This window comes from Flavobacteriales bacterium TMED191 (assembly GCA_002171975.2).
Classification (GTDB): Bacteria; Bacteroidota; Bacteroidia; order Flavobacteriales; family TMED113.
Window position 1 is genome coordinate 15,360 of record NHIO02000042.1, and the last position, 18,362, is coordinate 33,721.

The following is an 18,362-nucleotide window of genomic DNA, read 5'->3' on the forward strand; positions in this document are numbered from 1 at the left end:
AATTCAAATTAATAAATATAGTATCTTTCTACTTTTCTTTGATTAATTGGAATTATAAAGCCAGTTTTTAGACCAAATAAATAATCTTTTCTTTTCAAGTTGTCGATACTTTGAGTATTGTAATTATAGCCTCTTAAACTCTGAGTAAAACCTTGTATTGATTCTAGACCTATTAAATATCTGATATTATTTTTTTTGCTAAAATGTAGATATCCAATAAACTGTTTAGTTGCAATACCTGCTGATAATCTGTCATATCCCTTTAATAATTCTTCACTTAACTGTGGAAGTTGTACTGTTAATGTTTCAATAAATATTTTATGGTATAGATAGCCCATACCAACTGAAATGAGAATACCTGAATCACTGTTTTTCTTTTTTAGTTTAATATACTTGCCAATATTAAAATCTATGTGACCTCCTCTTTGAAACAATCTAATTGTTGGAATTTCACCATTTTGACTAATCAAAGATCCATTATCTCCATCAATAGCATTAAATAAAGCATTATTCTTTACATTATTGCCAAATAAGAATCCAGATTCTACATTAAATATTATGTTTTTTTGTGTTTTGTACATGAAAGTTCCACTTACATCAGAATTGCTACCAAATCTTTTTGCAAGATCACCTCTAGGAAATTGAATAGAATGATTTAAGGAGAAAAATATCAGATTTTCATTTTTTATTTTGTCATTATTTTCTTGACAAAAAATTATACTGGTAAATAAAATAGTGAAAATCAGGTGTCGATACATAAATCAAAATTAATTAAAAAGTTCGTATCAATGTATTTTAATTTATATTTAGTAATATATTTATTATTAATAATAATGAATAAATTAAAAAAAATATTAATAACAGGAGAATCTGGCTTTATTGGCTCTCATCTGATAAAACATTTTGTTTGTAAATATCCAAATTATATAATTCATGGACTTGATAGTTTAACATATGCTGCTAATAAAGACTTTACTAAGGATTTAGTCTCGCATCCTAATTATTTTTTTCATCAAATAGATATAAGAAATCGAAATGATTTAATAGATTTTTTTATTAATAATCAAATATCTGATGTAATTCATTTAGCTGCAGAATCTCATGTAGATAATTCTATTGTTAATCCCTTAGTTTTTGCTGAAACAAATATTTTAGGAACCATAAACTTATTAGATGCTTTTAAGCAAGTCTCTTTAGGTAGATTTCATCATGTTTCTACTGATGAAGTTTATGGTGATTTAAATGTAAATGACGTGCCTTTTGATGAAAGTTTCCCATATGCACCCAATTCACCATATGCAGCGTCAAAAGCATCATCTGATCATTTTATTAGAGCGTATCATAGAACTTATGAGATTGATTCAGTTATCACAAATTGCTCTAATAATTACGGTCCTCATCAACACAAAGAAAAGTTTATTCCTACAATACTAATGTCAATTTTGAATAATAAAAGCATTCCAATTTACGGTACAGGTAATAATATAAGAGATTGGTTGTATGTTCAGGATCATGTTGAGGCAATTGATATTATATTTCATAATGGTCCAAGTGGAGAAACATATAACATAGGGGCAAATAATGAAATTACCAACTTGGATTTAGTTCATCATATATGCGATATATGTTTTGAGAAAAAAATACATCCGAGCCCTAAAGAGTTAATTTCTTTTGTTTCTGATAGGTTGGGTCATGATATGCGTTATGCAATTAATTTTTCAAAACTTCAAGATCAGTTGTCATGGACACCAAGGTTTGATTTTAAAAAATCTTTATTATATACAGTTGAGTGGTATTTAGCTAATTGTTAATGGTAACCTTTAGTGATGGTATTGCTCTATTAATTCTTCTGTTTAATCCTAAAAGCACATTCCCTGGACCAACTTCATAAAATTGACTAGCTCCATCACTTATCATATTTTCAATTGTTTGGTACCATTTTACAGGTTTTGTTAGTTGTTCTATTAAGTTCATCTTTAAATCTTTCTTATCGGATGTAGCTCTTGCACAAACATTTTGATAAATAGGACAAATTGGTTTTTCAAAACAAGTATTATTGATTGCTGATTGTAACGAATCTTTAGCTGAATTCATAATTGGAGAGTGAAAGGCACCTCCTACAGATAATATAATAGCTCTTTTAGCTCCTAGTTTTGTTAGTTTTTCACACGAACTTTCGACTGCTTTAGTTTCTCCAGAAATAACAATTTGACTTGGAGAATTATAATTTGCTATGACAACAACACCACTTTGATCATGACAGACCTCATGAATTGTCTCAGATTCTAGTCCAATAATAGCAGCCATAGTAGAATCTTCTTGTTGACAAGCAATTTGCATTGCGTTTGCACGTAGCATAACAAGATTTAATCCATCTTCGAAAGAAATTGATCGTGCTGCCACAAGTGCAGAAAATTCACCTAAAGAGTGACCCGCAACCATTTCTGGCTTGAAACTGTCAAGGCAATTAGCTAAAATTGTAGAATGAATAAATATTGCAGGTTGAGTGACATTAGTTTGTTTTAAATCATTTTCAGTTCCTTCAAACATTAATTTGCAAATATCAAAATTTACAATTTTGTTTGCTTTTTGAAATAAGTGCCTAGCATTTTTATTAGATTCATATAAGTCTTTTCCCATTCCTGGAAATTGAGATCCTTGACCTGGAAATATATATGCGTTCATTATTAATTTAATTTTTGATAGTTAATTTCTTCCTTAATTTTTATGATTTATGAATTAAACTAGACCAGAATTCATGTGAAATTTCACTACTGAACTTACTCTTTGGAGCTAAAATAACAGAGATTGCATCATGAGAATGTAGAGACTCTTGGTGGGAGCAAATTACTCTAAAATCTTTTACTCTTTTGTCCTTAATTAATTGTTCATATAAAAGTCTGGCTGCGTCCTCAACAAATTTAAGATAAGCGCCATTGAGTTCAGCAAATGCCATTTCATCTTCTCGTTTTACTATTACTTGTGTTTCCGTGTGAAGAGCATTTGTGCAAATTTGATGTAAGTCTTCAATCCAAATTATTTGGTCAAATTCTATTGAAATTCTAGCAACTGACCTTTGAGAGTGAGTTACGGTTGCTTTATTTCTCTGCATTCTGGCGTATTCAGCTAATTCATAGGAGCACGGACAGGCAGAGGAGTATACAAAATCAAAGTGAAGAATTTTTTTAAAAATACCATTATTAGTCATACTACCTTCTAAAGAAACATTATAGTATTGATATCCTTGATTATTTGACCTAAGAGAGGGTATCATGATTGGATATGAAAAGTTTAACCCAATTTTCGCATTAAATGAGTCTAAATCATTTTTATATTTTAATAAAATATCTTCAATCTTTTCAAAGATAAAATCATCTTTAAAATCATAAAAAGATCTTATAATTCGTGACATATTAATACCTTTTTTATGCGCTTCTAGAGAAACTGTCCCTGTGATTTTTGTTTCAAGTTCAATAACATCACCATTTCTTTTTTTGTACTTCAGTGGCAATTTAAAATTGTGAGTTCCAACTTGTTGAATCTCTACTGCGGATCCACGAATTAGAGACTCTGGCCCATTTTGAATATCGGGAAAACTATTTATTTCTTTTTTAGTTGGCTTGTAATTTGAGTCGTATGTTCTATCTCTAGTATTCATTTTTTATATTCATTAGTTTTGACCATAGTATTCAAAAAAATTATTTTCAGTTTCACTAATTTTTATTTTGTAAAGTTTTGCACCTAGTAATTCAATTGGATGCGTTAGTTCTTTCCAAATTTGTATGCATAAATTTTCTGTAGTTGTAATTTGATTTTGCATAAAATCTACTTCATTAATGTAGGCATGATCAACTTTATTTATGACTTTTTCTCTGATTATTTTTTTTAAATCCTTTAAGTCAACTATAAATCCTGAGTGTGGTTTTATTGATCCCGATACAGTTACAAAAATTTCATAATTATGACCATGTAAATTGTAACATTTTCCAAATAAATTTTGATTTTCTTCTTGAGATAAATTTTGGTTAAATAGTCTATGAGATGCAGAAAACCGCTCTCTTCTTGTTATATACATAATTTTTATTTTAATTCTTCTCTAATATCAACTAATTGATGTCTTATTTTTTTTAAATTTTGAATTATTTCATAATTTTTTTTAATTCCATGTTTATTTTCACGAATTTTCTTTTTTGCGCCTGCAATTGTAAATTTTTTTTCTTTCAATAAATGGTGAATTAGAAAAATATTATCTAAATCATTTTTGGTAAAAATTCGATTTCCTCTTGAATTTTTTTTTGGTTTTATAATATCAAATTCTTTCTCCCAAAACCTAATTAGTGAGTTGTTTACATTTAGCTTTTTGGCTACTTCACCTATTGAGTAATATAATTTTCGCTCTTCTAAATTCATTTAGTCAAAAGATTGATTTTCTTGAGATGCAATATTTAACATTTGTTCGTATTCTTCTGGACTCAAGTCACTATGATAAAAATTTACAGGATTTATTTTTTGTTTTTTATAGCGTATTTCATAATGCAGATGAGGAGCAGTCGATTTACCTGTATTGCCAACATGTCCAATTAAGTCCCCTCTTTTAACTTTTTGACCTTTACTTACCAATACTTTGTCTAGGTGAGCATAGAAACTTTGGTAATCATAACCATGATTAATTAATATGTAATTCCCATAATCTTTTTTACTTCTTGATCTTTTTATTTTTTCAATAGTACCGTCGCCAGTAGCATATATTGGTGTTCCTATTGGTGCAGAAAAGTCCATGCCATAGTGGAATTTCTTTGTTTTATATATAGGGTCTATTCTTAGTCCATATCCAGAAGCCATTCTTTTTAGATTTTCATTTGATACTGGTTGAATAGCAGGAATACTTGCTAGCATCTTTGCTTTATTTTTTGCTAAATCAATTACTTCGTCAAATGATTTAGATTGAATAAATATTTGTTTTTTTAGTTTATCAATACTCTTTTTAGTCTCAATGACTAAGTCTGAATAATTATAACCTTCAAATTGTTTATATCTATTTGTTCCACCAAAACCAGCTTTTCTTATTGAACTGTCAATGGGTTCAATACCAAATATCATACGATAAATATTGTCATCACGCTGTTGAATATTATCTAGAACTAATTCTGCATTATTTAGTTGCTTCTGCATAGATTTATATTGCAGCTCTAAATTAGAAATTTCACGTTTAAGTTTTTTTTCCTTTGGGGAATCAACAATTGAAACAAACAGAAATGAAATAATAGACGCAATAACTAATGAACTTATTAGATATTTAAAAGATGCAAAGCCCCAAATTTCTTGTGATTTAATTTCTTTAAAGCTTAAGCTTTTTTCATCGTAATAATATGTTGATTTTTTATTAATCATTTTTATTATCAAAAATTAGTTTAGTTGAAACATAAATAGTTTGTAAATTTATGGAATTATTTTTAATGAATTTATTACTAAATAAGTTTAAATTTGTTCTTCAATTTGTTTAAACATGAAATCTTCAGAAGTTAGGAAAAAATTTATAGAGTTTTTTAAATCAAAAAATCATGTATTTCAACCATCTTCTCCTATAGTGCTTAAAAATGACCCCACTCTTTTATTTGTTAATGCTGGAATGAATCAGTTTAAAGATTTTTTTTTAGGCAATCAAATTATTAAAGAGTCTAAGGTAGTTAATAGTCAAAAATGCCTACGTGTTTCTGGCAAACATAATGACTTAGAAGAGGTAGGGCACGATACATATCATCACACAATGTTCGAAATGTTGGGAAATTGGTCTTTTGGTGATTATTTTAAATATGAAGCTATAAGGTTAGCCTGGTCTTTTTTAACACAAGAATTGGCTATACCTCCAGATCAATTATATGTAACATATTTCAAGGGTGATGAAAAACAGAATTTAGACTCAGATACTGAAACAAAAAAAAATTGGAAAAGTATTTTAAACGAAGATAGAATTATTGCAGGAAATAAAGAAGATAATTTTTGGGAGATGGGACAGGTTGGTCCTTGTGGTCCCTCTACTGAGATACATATTGATCTTAGACATGAGTCTGAAAAAAAAGGAATAAATGCTAGAGATCTTGTAAATCAAGATCATCCTAAAGTTATTGAAATTTGGAATATTGTTTTTATTGAGTTCAATAGGAAAAAAAACGGACAATTAGAACTATTGCCTAAAAAACATGTAGATACGGGTATGGGTTTTGAAAGATTATGTATGGTGATGCAAAACAAACAATCTACTTATGACACAGATCTTTTTCAAGATTTAATAAATTATGTTGCAAATACTGCAAGTGTAAAATATGGGGAACGTACAAATACTGATATAGCAATTCGTGTAATTGTAGATCATATCAGAGCAATTGTTTTTTCCATTGCAGATGGACAATTACCTGGCAACACAGGTGCGGGTTATGTAATAAGAAGAATTTTAAGAAGAGCTGTAAGATATGGTTATAACTATTTAGGTTTTAAAACACCCTTTTTACATAATTTAGTTGATTTTTTGGCTAAACAATTCAATAATTTTTTTCCAGAAATATCTAATCAAAAGACACTAATTAAAACTATTATCAAACAAGAAGAAAAATTATTTTTAAATACCTTAGGTAAGGGTTTAGAATTAATTAAAGTTTCGATAAATAAATTAAATGACAATAATATAATGTCAGGTAAAGATGCCTTTGTACTATATGATACATATGGTTTTCCTCCTGACTTAACTGCTTTAATATTAAAAGAAAAGGGTTTGTCATTTAATCAATCCGAATTTGATACTGAAATGCAAAAACAAAAATCTCGTTCTAGATCTGCATCAGAAATAAATTTTGGGGATTGGGTTGATGTGCATTCAGTTCCAATTGTGGGGTTTGTAGGTTATGAGTGTCAGCTTCATATTGCTAAAATTGTTAAGTACAGAAAAGTGATATTTAATGATCAAGAGAAATATCATATTGTATTTGATAAAACACCATTTTATCCTGAGGGAGGTGGTCAAGTTGGAGACTCTGGAGTGATTAAGTCATGTGAAACAGATATTGAGAAGCAAGAAATAATTGTAACAGATACAAAAAAAGAAAATAATATTATTATTCATATTGTTGATTCCATTCCTAATAACCTAAAAGAGAACGAATATACACTAATTCCAGATTATGAAAAAAGAAGTTTAATATCTCGAAACCATTCTTCTACGCATTTATTGCACCATGAATTAAGACAATTATTAGGCGATCACGTTGAGCAAAAGGGTTCGTATATTGATTCAGATTATTTACGATTTGATTTTTCCCACTTTGATAAGTTAAGTGCGGATCAAATATTCCAAATTGAAGAAAAAGTAAATAAATTAGTCATTTCTGGTTTAGATTTAAATGAATTTAGAAGATTAGAAATTCAGAAGGCTAAAGATATGGGTGCAATTGCTTTATTTGGGGAAAAATATGGTAATAATGTTCGGGTTATTAAATTTGGAAACTCAATAGAGCTTTGTGGAGGTACTCATGTAAATAATACCGCCGAAATAGGACTGTTTAAAATTACTAATGAGTCTTCCGTGGCTGCTGGAGTTAGAAGAATTGAGGCAGTTACAAGTAGTGGGGCAATTAATTTTATTAATTCTCAGCTAAATACTCTTTCAGAAATCAAGATGTTATTCAACAACTCAGATAATTTAATTAATTCTCTAAAAAAAATAATTCATGAAAACAAAGAGTTAAATAATTTGTCAGAAAAAGTTAAAAAGTCAAATTTGGCAGAATTAACTCAAAGCATGTTTGATGAAATAGTTGATTTTTATGGTTACAAGCTTTTAGTTTCTGAATTAGAAGTTGAGCCTGGTGTTATGAAAAATATTTGTTTTCAACTAATTGAAAAGTTTGACAACATCTTTGCAGCTATTATTACAAAATGGAATAATAAAATTATTATAAATATTGCTATTAGTAAAAAATTAGTTGCGTCAAAAAAAATTAATGCTTCTAATATCATCAATGATATTGGACATCATATTAATGCAAAAGGTGGTGGTCAGCCATTTTTTGCAGTTGCTTCTGGAAATAAAGAGTCTGGAATAAACAAGATGATTGTTGCTTTGAAGGAACTGCTTAAATCTTTTTAATTAAGTCTTCTGCTACAATATTTGGCAGTGTAATTTTAAGGAGTTTTTCTTTTTTCATAGCAGTTTTAATTGCTTTAATTGCACCTTCATTTCTGGCCCAGGAACGTCTTGCGATACCGTTATTTACATCCCAATGTAACATGCTTTTTAAATTTTTTTCAGCTTGTTTACTTCCGTCAAGTAATAAGCCAAAACCCCCATTAATTACTTCTCCCCATCCAACACCACCCCCATTATGAATAGAAACCCATGATGCTCCTCTGAAACTATCTCCAATTACATTATGAATAGCCATATCAGATGTATATTGAGAACCATCATATATATTAGATGTTTCTCTATATGGTGAGTCAGTTCCTGAAACACCATGATGGTCTCGTCCTATGATAATTGGTCCAATCTCGCCGTTTTTTATAGCTTTATTAAATGCCAAGGCTATTGCAATTCGACCATCACTATTTGCGTATAAAATTCTTGCTTTTGATCCAACAACTAGTCGATTTTTTTTTGCAGCTTTTATCCAGTCAATATTGTCTTGCATTTGGACACGGATATCTTTTTCTGCGACTTTTATTAATTTTTCTAAAACTTTTTCTGCAATTAGATCTGTTTTTTCTAAATCAGTTATTTTGTTAGACGCGCAGATCCATCTGAATGGACCAAAACCGTAATCAAAACACAATGGACCCATAATATCTTGAACATAGGATGGATAAATAAAGTTGCCTTTAGAATTAATGATATTTGCACCAGCCCGTTTTGCTTCTAGTAAAAAAGCATTTCCATAATCAAAGAAATATGTGCCTCTTTTTACATGTTTATTGATGATATTCACATGTTTTATAAGTGACTTTTGTACAAGTTTTTTAAATTTAGATGGATCTGTTTTAATCATTTTATTAGCTTGAGCAAAAGAAATGCCATTAGGATAATATCCTCCCTGAAAAGGGTTGTGTAAGGAGGTTTGGTCGCTAGCAATATCAATAAATATTTCCTCATTATATAGTTTTTCCCAAACATCTATAATGTTACCTAAAAATCCTATAGCAATAATTTGCCTTTCTTGTTGAACATGCCTGATTCTTTTAATTAATTTGTCTAAGTCAAGAATCATTTCATCAATCCACCCTTGTTCCAATCTTTTTTCAATAGCTTTCTTGTTAACTTCAACAGTTAGACTTATTAAACCTGCAATTTTAGCTGCTTTTGGTTGTGCTCCACTCATACCCCCTAAACCAGAGGAAAGAAATAATTTTGTTTTAGTTGATTTAGTTTTTAACATACGACTAGCATTGAGAATAGTAATTGTGGTACCATGAACAATGCCTTGAGGTCCGATATACATAAAGGAGCCTGCTGTCATTTGTCCATATTGCGTAACTCCTAAAGCATTATATTTATTATAATCTTTTGGATTCGAATAATTAGGTATCATCATGCCATTTGTTACTACAACGCGTGGTGCATTTTGATGGGAGGGAAATAAGCCTAATGGATGCCCCGAATACAACACTAATGTTTGTTCGTCGGTCATTTCAGATAGGTATTGCATGGTTAATAAATATTGAGCCCAGTTTTGAAAAACGGAACCATTACCACCATATGTAATTAGTTCATCGGGGTGTTGAGCTATTTTTTTGTCAAGATTATTACAAATCATGAGCATAATTGCAGCAGCTTGTTTTGATTTATGAGGAAAATTATTTATGTCCCGAGCTATAATATTATATTTAGGTTTAAAACGATACATATATATTTTTCCAAAATCATTTAACTCTTTTTTAAATTCTTTGATTAGTATTCGATGTTTTGTTTGAGGAAAATATCTTAGCGCATTTTGTAATGCTAATTTTATCTCAGCCGAATTTAAATTGTGCTGTTTTGCAGGTGCATGATTTACCTTGTTGTTAAGTTTTTGTTTTTTGGGTAGTTTATTTGGAATACCGCTTTTTATTGTGTTAAAAAAAATGTTTTTTTTCATATATTTTTTATTGAATATGGACAATGCATACAATTAGACTTACAACAATAACCTCTTTTTAAGTGATATTTTTCTGTAAAGACTATATAGCCTTCTTTACTGAGATAATAGTCTTCAGTAGTTAAATTTTCCACACCTTTTGGTTTTTTCATTTCAAATTATTACTAAAGCTCAGTACAAACAATATACTCAATAATATAATTATCAAATGTGCCATATGGACTAGTGTCATTATAGTTAGGAACTGAATCACCATCAATATCAGAATCATTTTGATTTAGGACTCCATCTCCATCAAGGTCAGTGTTTTCTACTATTCGAACTCCAGTTGTGTAAATACTTAAATCAATTGTAGATAGATTTGCTCCATTTAACTCATTTGCTTCAACATAACTGTCAGGAATACCATTTTGATCTAAATCTTCACCAGAGGTGATGAGTTTTCCCCAAGAAATTTCCTCCCAAGTATCATCATTTTGACAACAAAATACGGAGTCTTTTACATTTTGGAGATTCCCGTTAAATGTTAACATGTCGTAAGTTGCACAATTATAACATATTCCTTTTGAACAACTATTTAAAGTTATAGCTAAAGAAAGTAATAATAATGAGTAAATTAGTCTTTCAAATAACATAGTTTATTTTTTAATAAAAATAATTATTAATATAATAATAAATATATTGAATTTAAGTATTCCCAGCACTATCACTAAAATAAATAGTCATCTTTTACACGAAAAAGAAATAGAATTATTTATTAAAAGAGATGATTTAATTCATGAAATTATTTCAGGAAATAAGTGGAGAAAACTGAAGTATAATTTCAAAGAAGCATCGAACAAGGGATTAAGTACTATTTTGAGTTTTGGGGGTGCATATTCTAACCATTTACATGCCCTTAGTTATGCTTGTAATAAAATGGGATTTGACTCAGTGGGGGTTGTTAGAGGTGACGAGCCAAATATTTTAAATTCAACCTTGTCTGATTGTAAAAAAAACAAAATGAAACTCATCTTCTTAGATAGATTGACATATCGTAAACAAAAATACCATAATCAATTATTAAATGATTTTAGAAAAAAAAATGGAGATTTTTATTTAATACCTGAAGGTGGTAATAATATTTATGGTGTTAGAGGATGTCAAGAAATTGTTGAAGAGATTTCTTTTGACTTTGATTACTTTTGTTGTTCAGTAGGTACAGGATGTACTTCTTCAGGCATTATTAAGTCATTAAATAATAAGTGTCAATTTATTGGTTTTGCGCCATTTCCCAAAGTCACAGAACAAAAAAATAATATTTTAAAATATTGTTCACCCGCATCATATAATAATTGGAAAATTTTACCAGATAAATATTTTGGAGGCTATAGTAAGATTAATAGTAATTTAATTAAATTTATTGGGCAATTTAAATTTGCCCATAGCATACAATTAGATTTTATTTATATGGGCAAGCTTTTTTTTAATCTCTTTAATCTCATTCAAAAGGATTATTTTAAAAAAAAATCACGCATTGTTGTTTTGCATAGTGGTGGTTTACAAGGAATTAATGGTTTTAATTTATCTAAATGAAAATAAAATTCTTATATATATTGATTGCTTTTTTTGCCTTGTGTTCTTCTCAAACCCCTAAAGATTACATAAAAAAATTCAAAGATATCGCAATTCAAGAGATGCATCTTTATCAAATTCCTGCAAGTATAACTTTAGCACAAGGTATTTTAGAATCTGGTAGTGGAACAAGTGCCTTGGCAGTTGAGTCTAATAATCACTTTGGTATAAAATGTCATGTTAAATGGAATGGCTTAAAAACATATCATGATGATGATGAAAAACAAGAGTGTTTTAGAAAATACAATAGCCCAATTGAGTCCTTTAGAGATCATTCTCTTTTTTTAGCAGAAAGGAAAAGATATTCATTTTTATTTGAACTAAGAAAAACAGATTATAAAGGTTGGGCAAAAGGATTGCAGCAGGCAGGCTATGCAACTAGTAAAACATATTCTAAAAAACTAATTGAATTAGTAAAAAATTATAGCTTAGACCAGTACGACACAAAAAAACCAAAGAAAAAAACCAAATTTAAAAAAGGCAATTATACTTTTAAACCTTCCTTAAATATATCTGAGCAAAATTTCATCAAATATGTTGTTGTGCAAGATGGTCAGTCATTGAATGATATCGCTGAAAAATATGACGTCTGGTTGTGGGAGATTTTAAAATATAATGAGTGTAATAGTGATCGTATTTTAAGTTCAGGTGAGAAAATTTATTTACAACCTAAAAGAAAAAAGGGCGCCCAGAATTATCATGTAGTTATTAGAGGTGATTCAATGTATACTATTTCACAATTATATGGAATAAAATTAAAAAATCTATATAAATTGAATAGGATGTCTTTAGGATCTGAACCTTATGTAGGTCAAAAGTTAAATCTAAGAAAAAAAATAAAATTTAATTAATTTTATAATTATATAATACACCTTCGTAACTTCCCACTATCATGTTAATATTGGAATTTACCTTAACTATATTAAAGTCAGTAGTACCATAAAAAGGCTTTGTTTGTAAATCTCCATTTTGATTTAATAAATAAATTAGGTTTTCAGATTGATTTTGAATTGCAAGCAACAATGAGTCATTTTGAAAAAATATCTTAGGAGCACTAAGTTTTGAGTTTTTAAAATTATATTCAAATTGATTTTCTTTTGATTCATATACAACTTTAGAATTATTAATGACAATTGTGTAATTTTCATTTTTTTCATAGAAATCACCTTCCTTCATATTTTGAATTTTTAAACTATCTGTAAGTCCATTAAAATACAGGTATGTCATTTTACCATTTTTTTCTTTAATGATTAATTTACTATCGTTAATACTATTTCCCTTGATTAGGCTTGGTCGTAGTTTAGATTTATAAATTTTTTGTTTGACATCTGTTCTTTTTTGACCTTTTCTATTAAGTAGGTGAATTTTTCCATTTTCTTCATTGATGACAATGTAATCTTTATTAAATATTTGAAAATGTTCAGGTGAAGTAGAAATATTTGACTTGCTACTATTAAATTCCCATCCAGAAACGACATTACCTTTTTTATCATACATTACAAGTTCATTTTGCATTGGTACGAGTATTCTATAATTTTTATTATTATCATAATCAAAAAGTGCTAATGGAACAGACATTGGATTCTTACTTTTAATAGGAAATGGTTTAACATAATTGCCATTTCTGTCAATTGCATAAATTGAATCTTTTGTGTTGAAAAGATATTGAAGTTTGTTATTGTTAAAAATATCAATTTGATGTATTTCACCAATAATAGAATTGCCAATTTGTTTAATCCATATTTGTTTTCCTTTACTATCAATCAAATAGATATTATTTTCTATATCTTGAGTAAAAATTTCAAATTTTTGGGTATAGTGGTTAGTTACTATTTGGGGGGTATAATTTGTTTCATTTTTTAAATTAAAATTCCATATAGTAGGATTGCTGATTTTCGAGTAGTCATATAAAAAAAATAATGAATTAAAGAAGTAATCTTGAGATGCAATATTTTTAACTACCACAGAATTAAATATTTGCTTCCAATTTTTCTCTAGATTGTTAAAATTAATATAAGTGGATGTATGTGATTTTGTGCCTAATTTTTTGTCAATTATTTGTATTGCTTTGCTTTGGCCAATTGTTTGCTTTGCAATGATATTATTAATCATAGACTTTAATTCTTTAGAGTTGTTGCAAATAATAATATAATTCTGAAAATTGATATAGTATTTTTCTGACCATGGATTAATTAATTTTTTAAGCCAATTTTCCGTACTTAATTCATCAGAGTTTATTTTATTTATGTTGTAATCAAAATATTTAATTGTGGTGAAATTATCTTCATGATGAGATGTTAAAAACTCTAAACTTTCTTTTATTTTATTTACTTTAATTATTATGTAATCTTTTTTTGTAGGTTCTGATTTATTATAGGCAACACAAATTTCTTCTGCTTGCCAACTATTATGTAATAGTTGGTAGTTGTTTATAGTTGTATTCTTATTAATAATGGAAAGAATATTATTTAAGTCATAATTATTTTTAATTTGATAATTGTAGAATCGACCGATATGACGAGGAATCAAATCTTGAACTTTAGATCTTTTTGCATCACTGTATTTACTATTTTCAAGGTATTTATTATCTCCTCTATTAGTAACACCATTAAGAAGTATATGATTATTTTCTAATTCTACATCAAACCATGACCAACTATTAGAATTTAGGAGAATATTTTTTTCGTCAATTAGTTTTTCAAGAAATTGTGTTTTGACTAAAATATTTACATCACTATATTTTGGCAGATTTTGATCAAGTTTATATATTGAGTTGTGTTGAAAAATATTATTATTGTGTATTAATTGCCTAATACTTTCTTCAATTATTATTTTAGAAAAACTGAGCAAAAAAACATTATTATATGACGATATAAAAATATCTTTTTTTGTTTCCTCATCAGTATCAATTTCAATAATGTTAATCTCAACTCCTTCATAAAGGTATGATTTGTTTTGGTTACTTTTTAAAACTCTTACTAAATTAGTATTTCTGTTTTGTTCAATGTCGGAAATAGATGTTATTAATATTATTTCAGCTTGCTTGTTGATGTCTAAAATTGCGCTTAAATAAATTTCCCGACTATTAAAAAGTGTGGAGATTTGATATTGATGATTTAAATTTTTTAATAGATTAATATTTTCTTTAAATTGCTTTGTGTTTTTAAGTTCCTTCCACCATTCAAATGATTCAACTTTTGTTTCAATTTTTTTCCAATTATGAACTTTAAAAATCACGTCTGAGTTTACAGGAATTGCATTTTTAATGTTTATTATGTTGTTTTGTTTATTGAAATGACATGAGTAAAATATCAATACAAAGATAATAAGAAAGAATTTTTTATATTTCATAAATCTAAAGAGTATTGTTGGTTAAATAATTTAAAACTAGTTCTATGATACTTGTTAGAACCATTATTTATGATGGCTGCTTTGTGTGATTTCGTTGGGTATCCTTTATTTTTTTTCCACATATAGTTCGGATATTGTCCATCTAATTTACACATAAATTCATCACGATATGTTTTAGCTATTATTGATGCAGCTGCAATAGATAAATACTTTTGATCACCTTTGATTACACATATGTGATTGATATTTTTGTATTTATGAAATCTATTTCCATCAACAAGTAATTTTATTTTTTTTGGTGTTTTAATTTTTTTTATTATCCTCGTTACTGCCAAGTGCATAGCTTTTATTGAAGCATTTAGGATGTTGATTTTATCAATTTCAGAATTGTCTACTATTCCAACACTCCATGCACAACTTTCTTTTTTTATTATGGCACTTAATTTTATTCTATTTTTCTGCGATAATTTTTTTGAATCATTGATTCCGAAATTTTTAAAATTATTTGGTAAAATAACAGCTGCTGCTACAACTGGACCTGCAAGTGCCCCCCGACCTGCTTCATCACATCCACATATTAGTTCTTTAGATTGATATTGTTTGATTTTAGTTTGCATATTTTAATAGTACCTGATATATGACATTCGCTGTAATATCCCATTTGAATTTATGAATTTTTTTTTGGCCTTTTAAAATTAATTTTTTAGACAACTTTGAATCATTATCAATTTGAGACATTGCATCAGATATTTCATTTACATCATTTGGGTTGACTATTAGTGCTGCATTTCCAGCAATCTCAGGCATAGCACTTGTATTTGATGTGATAACAGGCACATTACATTTCATAGCTTCAATAATAGGAAGTCCAAATCCTTCAAATAATGAAACAAAACACAAGGCTTTTGAGGATCCTAAAATATCAACCATTAACTCGTCATTAATTTGTCCTAAAAAAATTACTTTTTCTTTAAATCGCATATTTTGATAGATGTTTTCAGTTTGTCTATCCCACCATTTTTTTTTACCGATTATTAATAATTTATTTTTACCATTTTTTGATTGATATATATCAAAAGCCGAAAGAAGGTTTTTGATATTTTTTCTTTTATGAAGGCTGCCAATAAAAAGAAAAAAATCCTTATTGTCACTGTATTTCTTTTTTATTATCTTTTGCTTAGTCCTTTCCAAAGGAATAAAATTACTTCCTACTCCATTATATGCTACTGTAATTTTATCAGAAGAAACATGATAATTTTTTATGATATCTTTTTTTGAAAATTTTGACACAGTTATAATATGTTTTGATTCTTTTGCGTACTGTCGAAAGTATTTTCTATAATATATACTATGAAGCCAATTTAAATCTTTTGGTCTGTGTTCAAAATTAATATCATGTATTGTGATAATTGTTGGAATATGTTTCAACTTTGTTGACATAAATCCATCAGGAGAGAAAAATATATTTGGTTTTATTTTATTTATCAGTCTAGGTAGTTGAACCTCAAACCAAAAATACCATAAGAAAGGATGTCTAGTTGAGGGACGCAGAACATGTGGTTTAATGTTCTTTGAAAATATAAAGTCAGTTGAGTATGGACGGTCAAATATAAAATGAAATTCAATATCAGGATGTGATTCAACGATCCTTTTTAGTACTTCAAAACTATATCTTCCAATACCATCTAATTTATTTTTTATAAGTAATCTTGTATTTACAGCTATTCTCACTTTCTCAATTTAATTAATTATTAATAATTATAGATATGATAATTAGATATTTTGCGTTAACTTAAAAAAGTTATCATAAATATATAAACTTGTGAAACAAAAATTTGTTTGGAATTTACTTTTGGTCGTATTATTAAATTTATTAATTAAACCATTTTACATTCTTGGAGTTGATGCTGAAGTTATAAATAGAGTAGGGGCAAGTGTTTATGGTAATTATTTCGCGTTAATTAATTTTTCTTTTTTATTAAATATTATCCTTGACTTAGGTATTACGAACTATAATGTTAAAAATATAGCTCAACATCATCATTTAGTTGAAAAACATTTTTCTGGAATTATTACTCTTCGTTTTATTTTAGTATTTATATATCTGTTGCTTACTTTATTTATCGCGGTTTTTATTGGCTATAATATGATGCAACTAAAATTATTGTTCATCTTATCAATTAATCAAGCATTGGTAGCTTTCATATTATATATGCGTTCAAACTTAGCCGGGTTACACTTATTTATTCAGGATAGTTTTGTGTCAGTACTTGATAGAGTTTTGTTAATTATTATTTGTTCGTTATTACTTTGGGGCGGAGTTACTTCAAGACCATTTCAAATTGAATGGTTTGTTTACACACAAACTATTGCCTATATAATTACACTTATTTTTTGTGCTGCTCTTTTAATTAATAAAACAAAAACATTTAACATTAAATGGAGTTTGCCGTTTGCATTAGTAATTCTTAAAAGAAGTTTTCCTTATGCAGTTCTAATTTTATTAATGTCTATATATTATCGTATTGATAGTGTTATGCTTGAAAGAATGTTAGATGATCAATCTATTCAAGCTGGTATTTATGCACAAGCTTATCGGTTTTTTGAAGCATCTAATATGATTGCATATTTATTCGCTGCTTTATTGTTACCTATTTTATCTAGAATGCTCAAAATGAATGATTCTATAACTGAGATTATTAAATGTTCTTTTAAAATGCTAATGTTTTGTGCCTGCTCAATAAGCATTTTTTCATACATCTATAGTTATGAAATAATGAGTTTTAGATATAATCAGTATTTAAGCGAATCCTCTGACATATTTATAATTTTAATGACTTGTTTTTTGTTTGTTTCATCTACATATATATTTGGGACACTTTTAACCGCTAATGGCAATTTATTACAATTAAATATTATTGCTTCTTTAGGTCTTATTATTAATGTTGTATTAAATATTATTTTAATTCCTAAATATATGGCTTGGGGATCCGCAATTGCAAGTTTAGTTACTCAATCTTTAACTGGATGTGCACAATTTGTTTTATGTTGTTATGTTTTTAATTTGAATTTACGTTTAACTTTATTTAGGACTCTTATATTTTCTTTAGGTGTATTAATTTTTGGTTATTATAGTCAATTTTTCATTGACTCTCCATTACTAATTATTATTTCTTATTCTTTTGTTTGTTTAATCTGGGGATTTGTCACTAAAATGTTAAGTTTTTCAGATTTTAATTTATTAATGGATAAAAAAATGAGATAATTTAAGTTATG

At 27.9% G+C, this 18,362-nt stretch carries 16 protein-coding genes; 5 read left to right on the forward strand and 11 right to left on the reverse strand.

Annotation, left to right across the window (positions count from 1 at the left end):
• Nucleotides 1–8: 8 nt before the first annotated feature.
• Nucleotides 9–758, reverse strand: coding sequence for a hypothetical protein (locus CBD51_005050; GenBank protein RPG58457.1), 750 nt, complete (start codon nt 756–758; stop codon nt 9–11).
• A gap of 75 nt (nt 759–833) precedes the next feature.
• On the opposite strand from CBD51_005050, the gene rfbB reads away from it, so the two are divergent.
• Nucleotides 834–1,811, forward strand: a complete 978-nt coding sequence (gene rfbB, locus CBD51_005055) for a dTDP-glucose 4,6-dehydratase (protein ID RPG58458.1) — start codon at nt 834–836, stop codon at nt 1,809–1,811.
• Here rfbB and fabD read toward each other — a convergent pair.
• The 5 genes from fabD to CBD51_005080 are packed head-to-tail and all read right to left on the reverse strand — an operon-like array spanning nt 1,801 to nt 5,391.
• Nucleotides 1,801–2,685 (reverse strand): [acyl-carrier-protein] S-malonyltransferase, encoded by an 885-nt coding sequence (gene fabD / locus CBD51_005060; protein RPG58459.1) that lies wholly within the window; start codon nt 2,683–2,685, stop codon nt 1,801–1,803. The genes rfbB and fabD overlap by 11 nt on opposite strands.
• Before the next feature lie 40 nt (nt 2,686–2,725).
• Entirely contained in the window at nt 2,726–3,658 is a 933-nt protein-coding gene (locus CBD51_005065) for a GTP cyclohydrolase I FolE2 (protein RPG58460.1), read from the reverse strand.
• Between the two features lie 12 nt (nt 3,659–3,670).
• Entirely contained in the window at nt 3,671–4,078 is a 408-nt protein-coding gene (locus tag CBD51_005070; protein RPG58461.1) for a 6-carboxytetrahydropterin synthase, read from the reverse strand.
• A 2-nt stretch (nt 4,079–4,080) separates the two neighbouring features.
• Nucleotides 4,081–4,410: a MerR family transcriptional regulator gene (locus tag CBD51_005075; protein ID RPG58462.1), complete on the reverse strand. Its 330-nt coding sequence runs from the start codon at nt 4,408–4,410 to the stop codon at nt 4,081–4,083.
• Entirely contained in the window at nt 4,411–5,391 is a 981-nt protein-coding gene (locus tag CBD51_005080) for a M23 family metallopeptidase (GenBank protein RPG58463.1), read from the reverse strand.
• 115 nt (nt 5,392–5,506) lie between these two features.
• Between CBD51_005080 and CBD51_005085 the strand changes: the two genes are divergently transcribed.
• A complete protein-coding gene (locus tag CBD51_005085; GenBank protein ID RPG58464.1) occupies nt 5,507–8,140 on the forward strand; it encodes an alanine--tRNA ligase in 2,634 nt (877 codons plus the stop codon).
• Here the strand turns inward: CBD51_005085 and CBD51_005090 are convergent.
• Together CBD51_005090 and CBD51_005095 are read right to left on the reverse strand one after the other, a co-directional pair.
• On the reverse strand, nt 8,127–10,121 hold the full coding sequence (locus CBD51_005090; GenBank protein RPG58465.1) for a urocanate hydratase: 1,995 nt from the start codon (nt 10,119–10,121) through the stop codon (nt 8,127–8,129). The two genes, CBD51_005085 and CBD51_005090, sit on opposite strands and share 14 nt — an antisense overlap.
• 164 nt (nt 10,122–10,285) lie before the next feature.
• A complete protein-coding gene (locus CBD51_005095) occupies nt 10,286–10,756 on the reverse strand; it encodes a hypothetical protein (protein ID RPG58466.1) in 471 nt (156 codons plus the stop codon).
• On the opposite strand from CBD51_005095, the gene CBD51_005100 reads away from it, so the two are divergent.
• The gene (locus CBD51_005100) at nt 10,737–11,696 is read left to right on the forward strand and encodes a pyridoxal-phosphate dependent enzyme (protein ID RPG58467.1); all 960 of its coding nucleotides are present in this window, start codon (nt 10,737–10,739) and stop codon (nt 11,694–11,696) included. The genes CBD51_005095 and CBD51_005100 overlap by 20 nt on opposite strands.
• Complete coding sequence (locus tag CBD51_005105) at nt 11,693–12,586, forward strand: LysM peptidoglycan-binding domain-containing protein (protein ID RPG58468.1); 894 nt, start codon at nt 11,693–11,695, stop codon at nt 12,584–12,586. The genes CBD51_005100 and CBD51_005105 overlap by 4 nt, the downstream gene beginning before the upstream one ends.
• On the opposite strand, the gene CBD51_005110 is transcribed toward CBD51_005105, so the two are convergent.
• From CBD51_005110 to CBD51_005120, 3 genes are read right to left on the reverse strand one after another with little or no spacing between them, the layout of a single operon-like run.
• Complete coding sequence (locus CBD51_005110; GenBank protein RPG58469.1) at nt 12,579–15,086, reverse strand: hypothetical protein; 2,508 nt, start codon at nt 15,084–15,086, stop codon at nt 12,579–12,581. The genes CBD51_005105 and CBD51_005110 overlap by 8 nt on opposite strands.
• Nucleotides 15,083–15,703, reverse strand: a complete 621-nt coding sequence (locus CBD51_005115; protein RPG58470.1) for a ribonuclease HII — start codon at nt 15,701–15,703, stop codon at nt 15,083–15,085. Before CBD51_005115 ends, CBD51_005110 begins: the two co-directional genes overlap by 4 nt.
• Nucleotides 15,693–16,817, reverse strand: coding sequence for a glycosyltransferase family 1 protein (locus tag CBD51_005120; GenBank protein RPG58471.1), 1,125 nt, complete (start codon nt 16,815–16,817; stop codon nt 15,693–15,695). The genes CBD51_005115 and CBD51_005120 overlap by 11 nt, the downstream gene beginning before the upstream one ends.
• Before the next feature lie 79 nt (nt 16,818–16,896).
• On the opposite strand from CBD51_005120, the gene CBD51_005125 reads away from it, so the two are divergent.
• Nucleotides 16,897–18,351, forward strand: coding sequence for a hypothetical protein (locus CBD51_005125; GenBank protein ID RPG58472.1), 1,455 nt, complete (start codon nt 16,897–16,899; stop codon nt 18,349–18,351).
• The last annotated feature ends 11 nt before the right edge of the window (nt 18,352–18,362 follow it).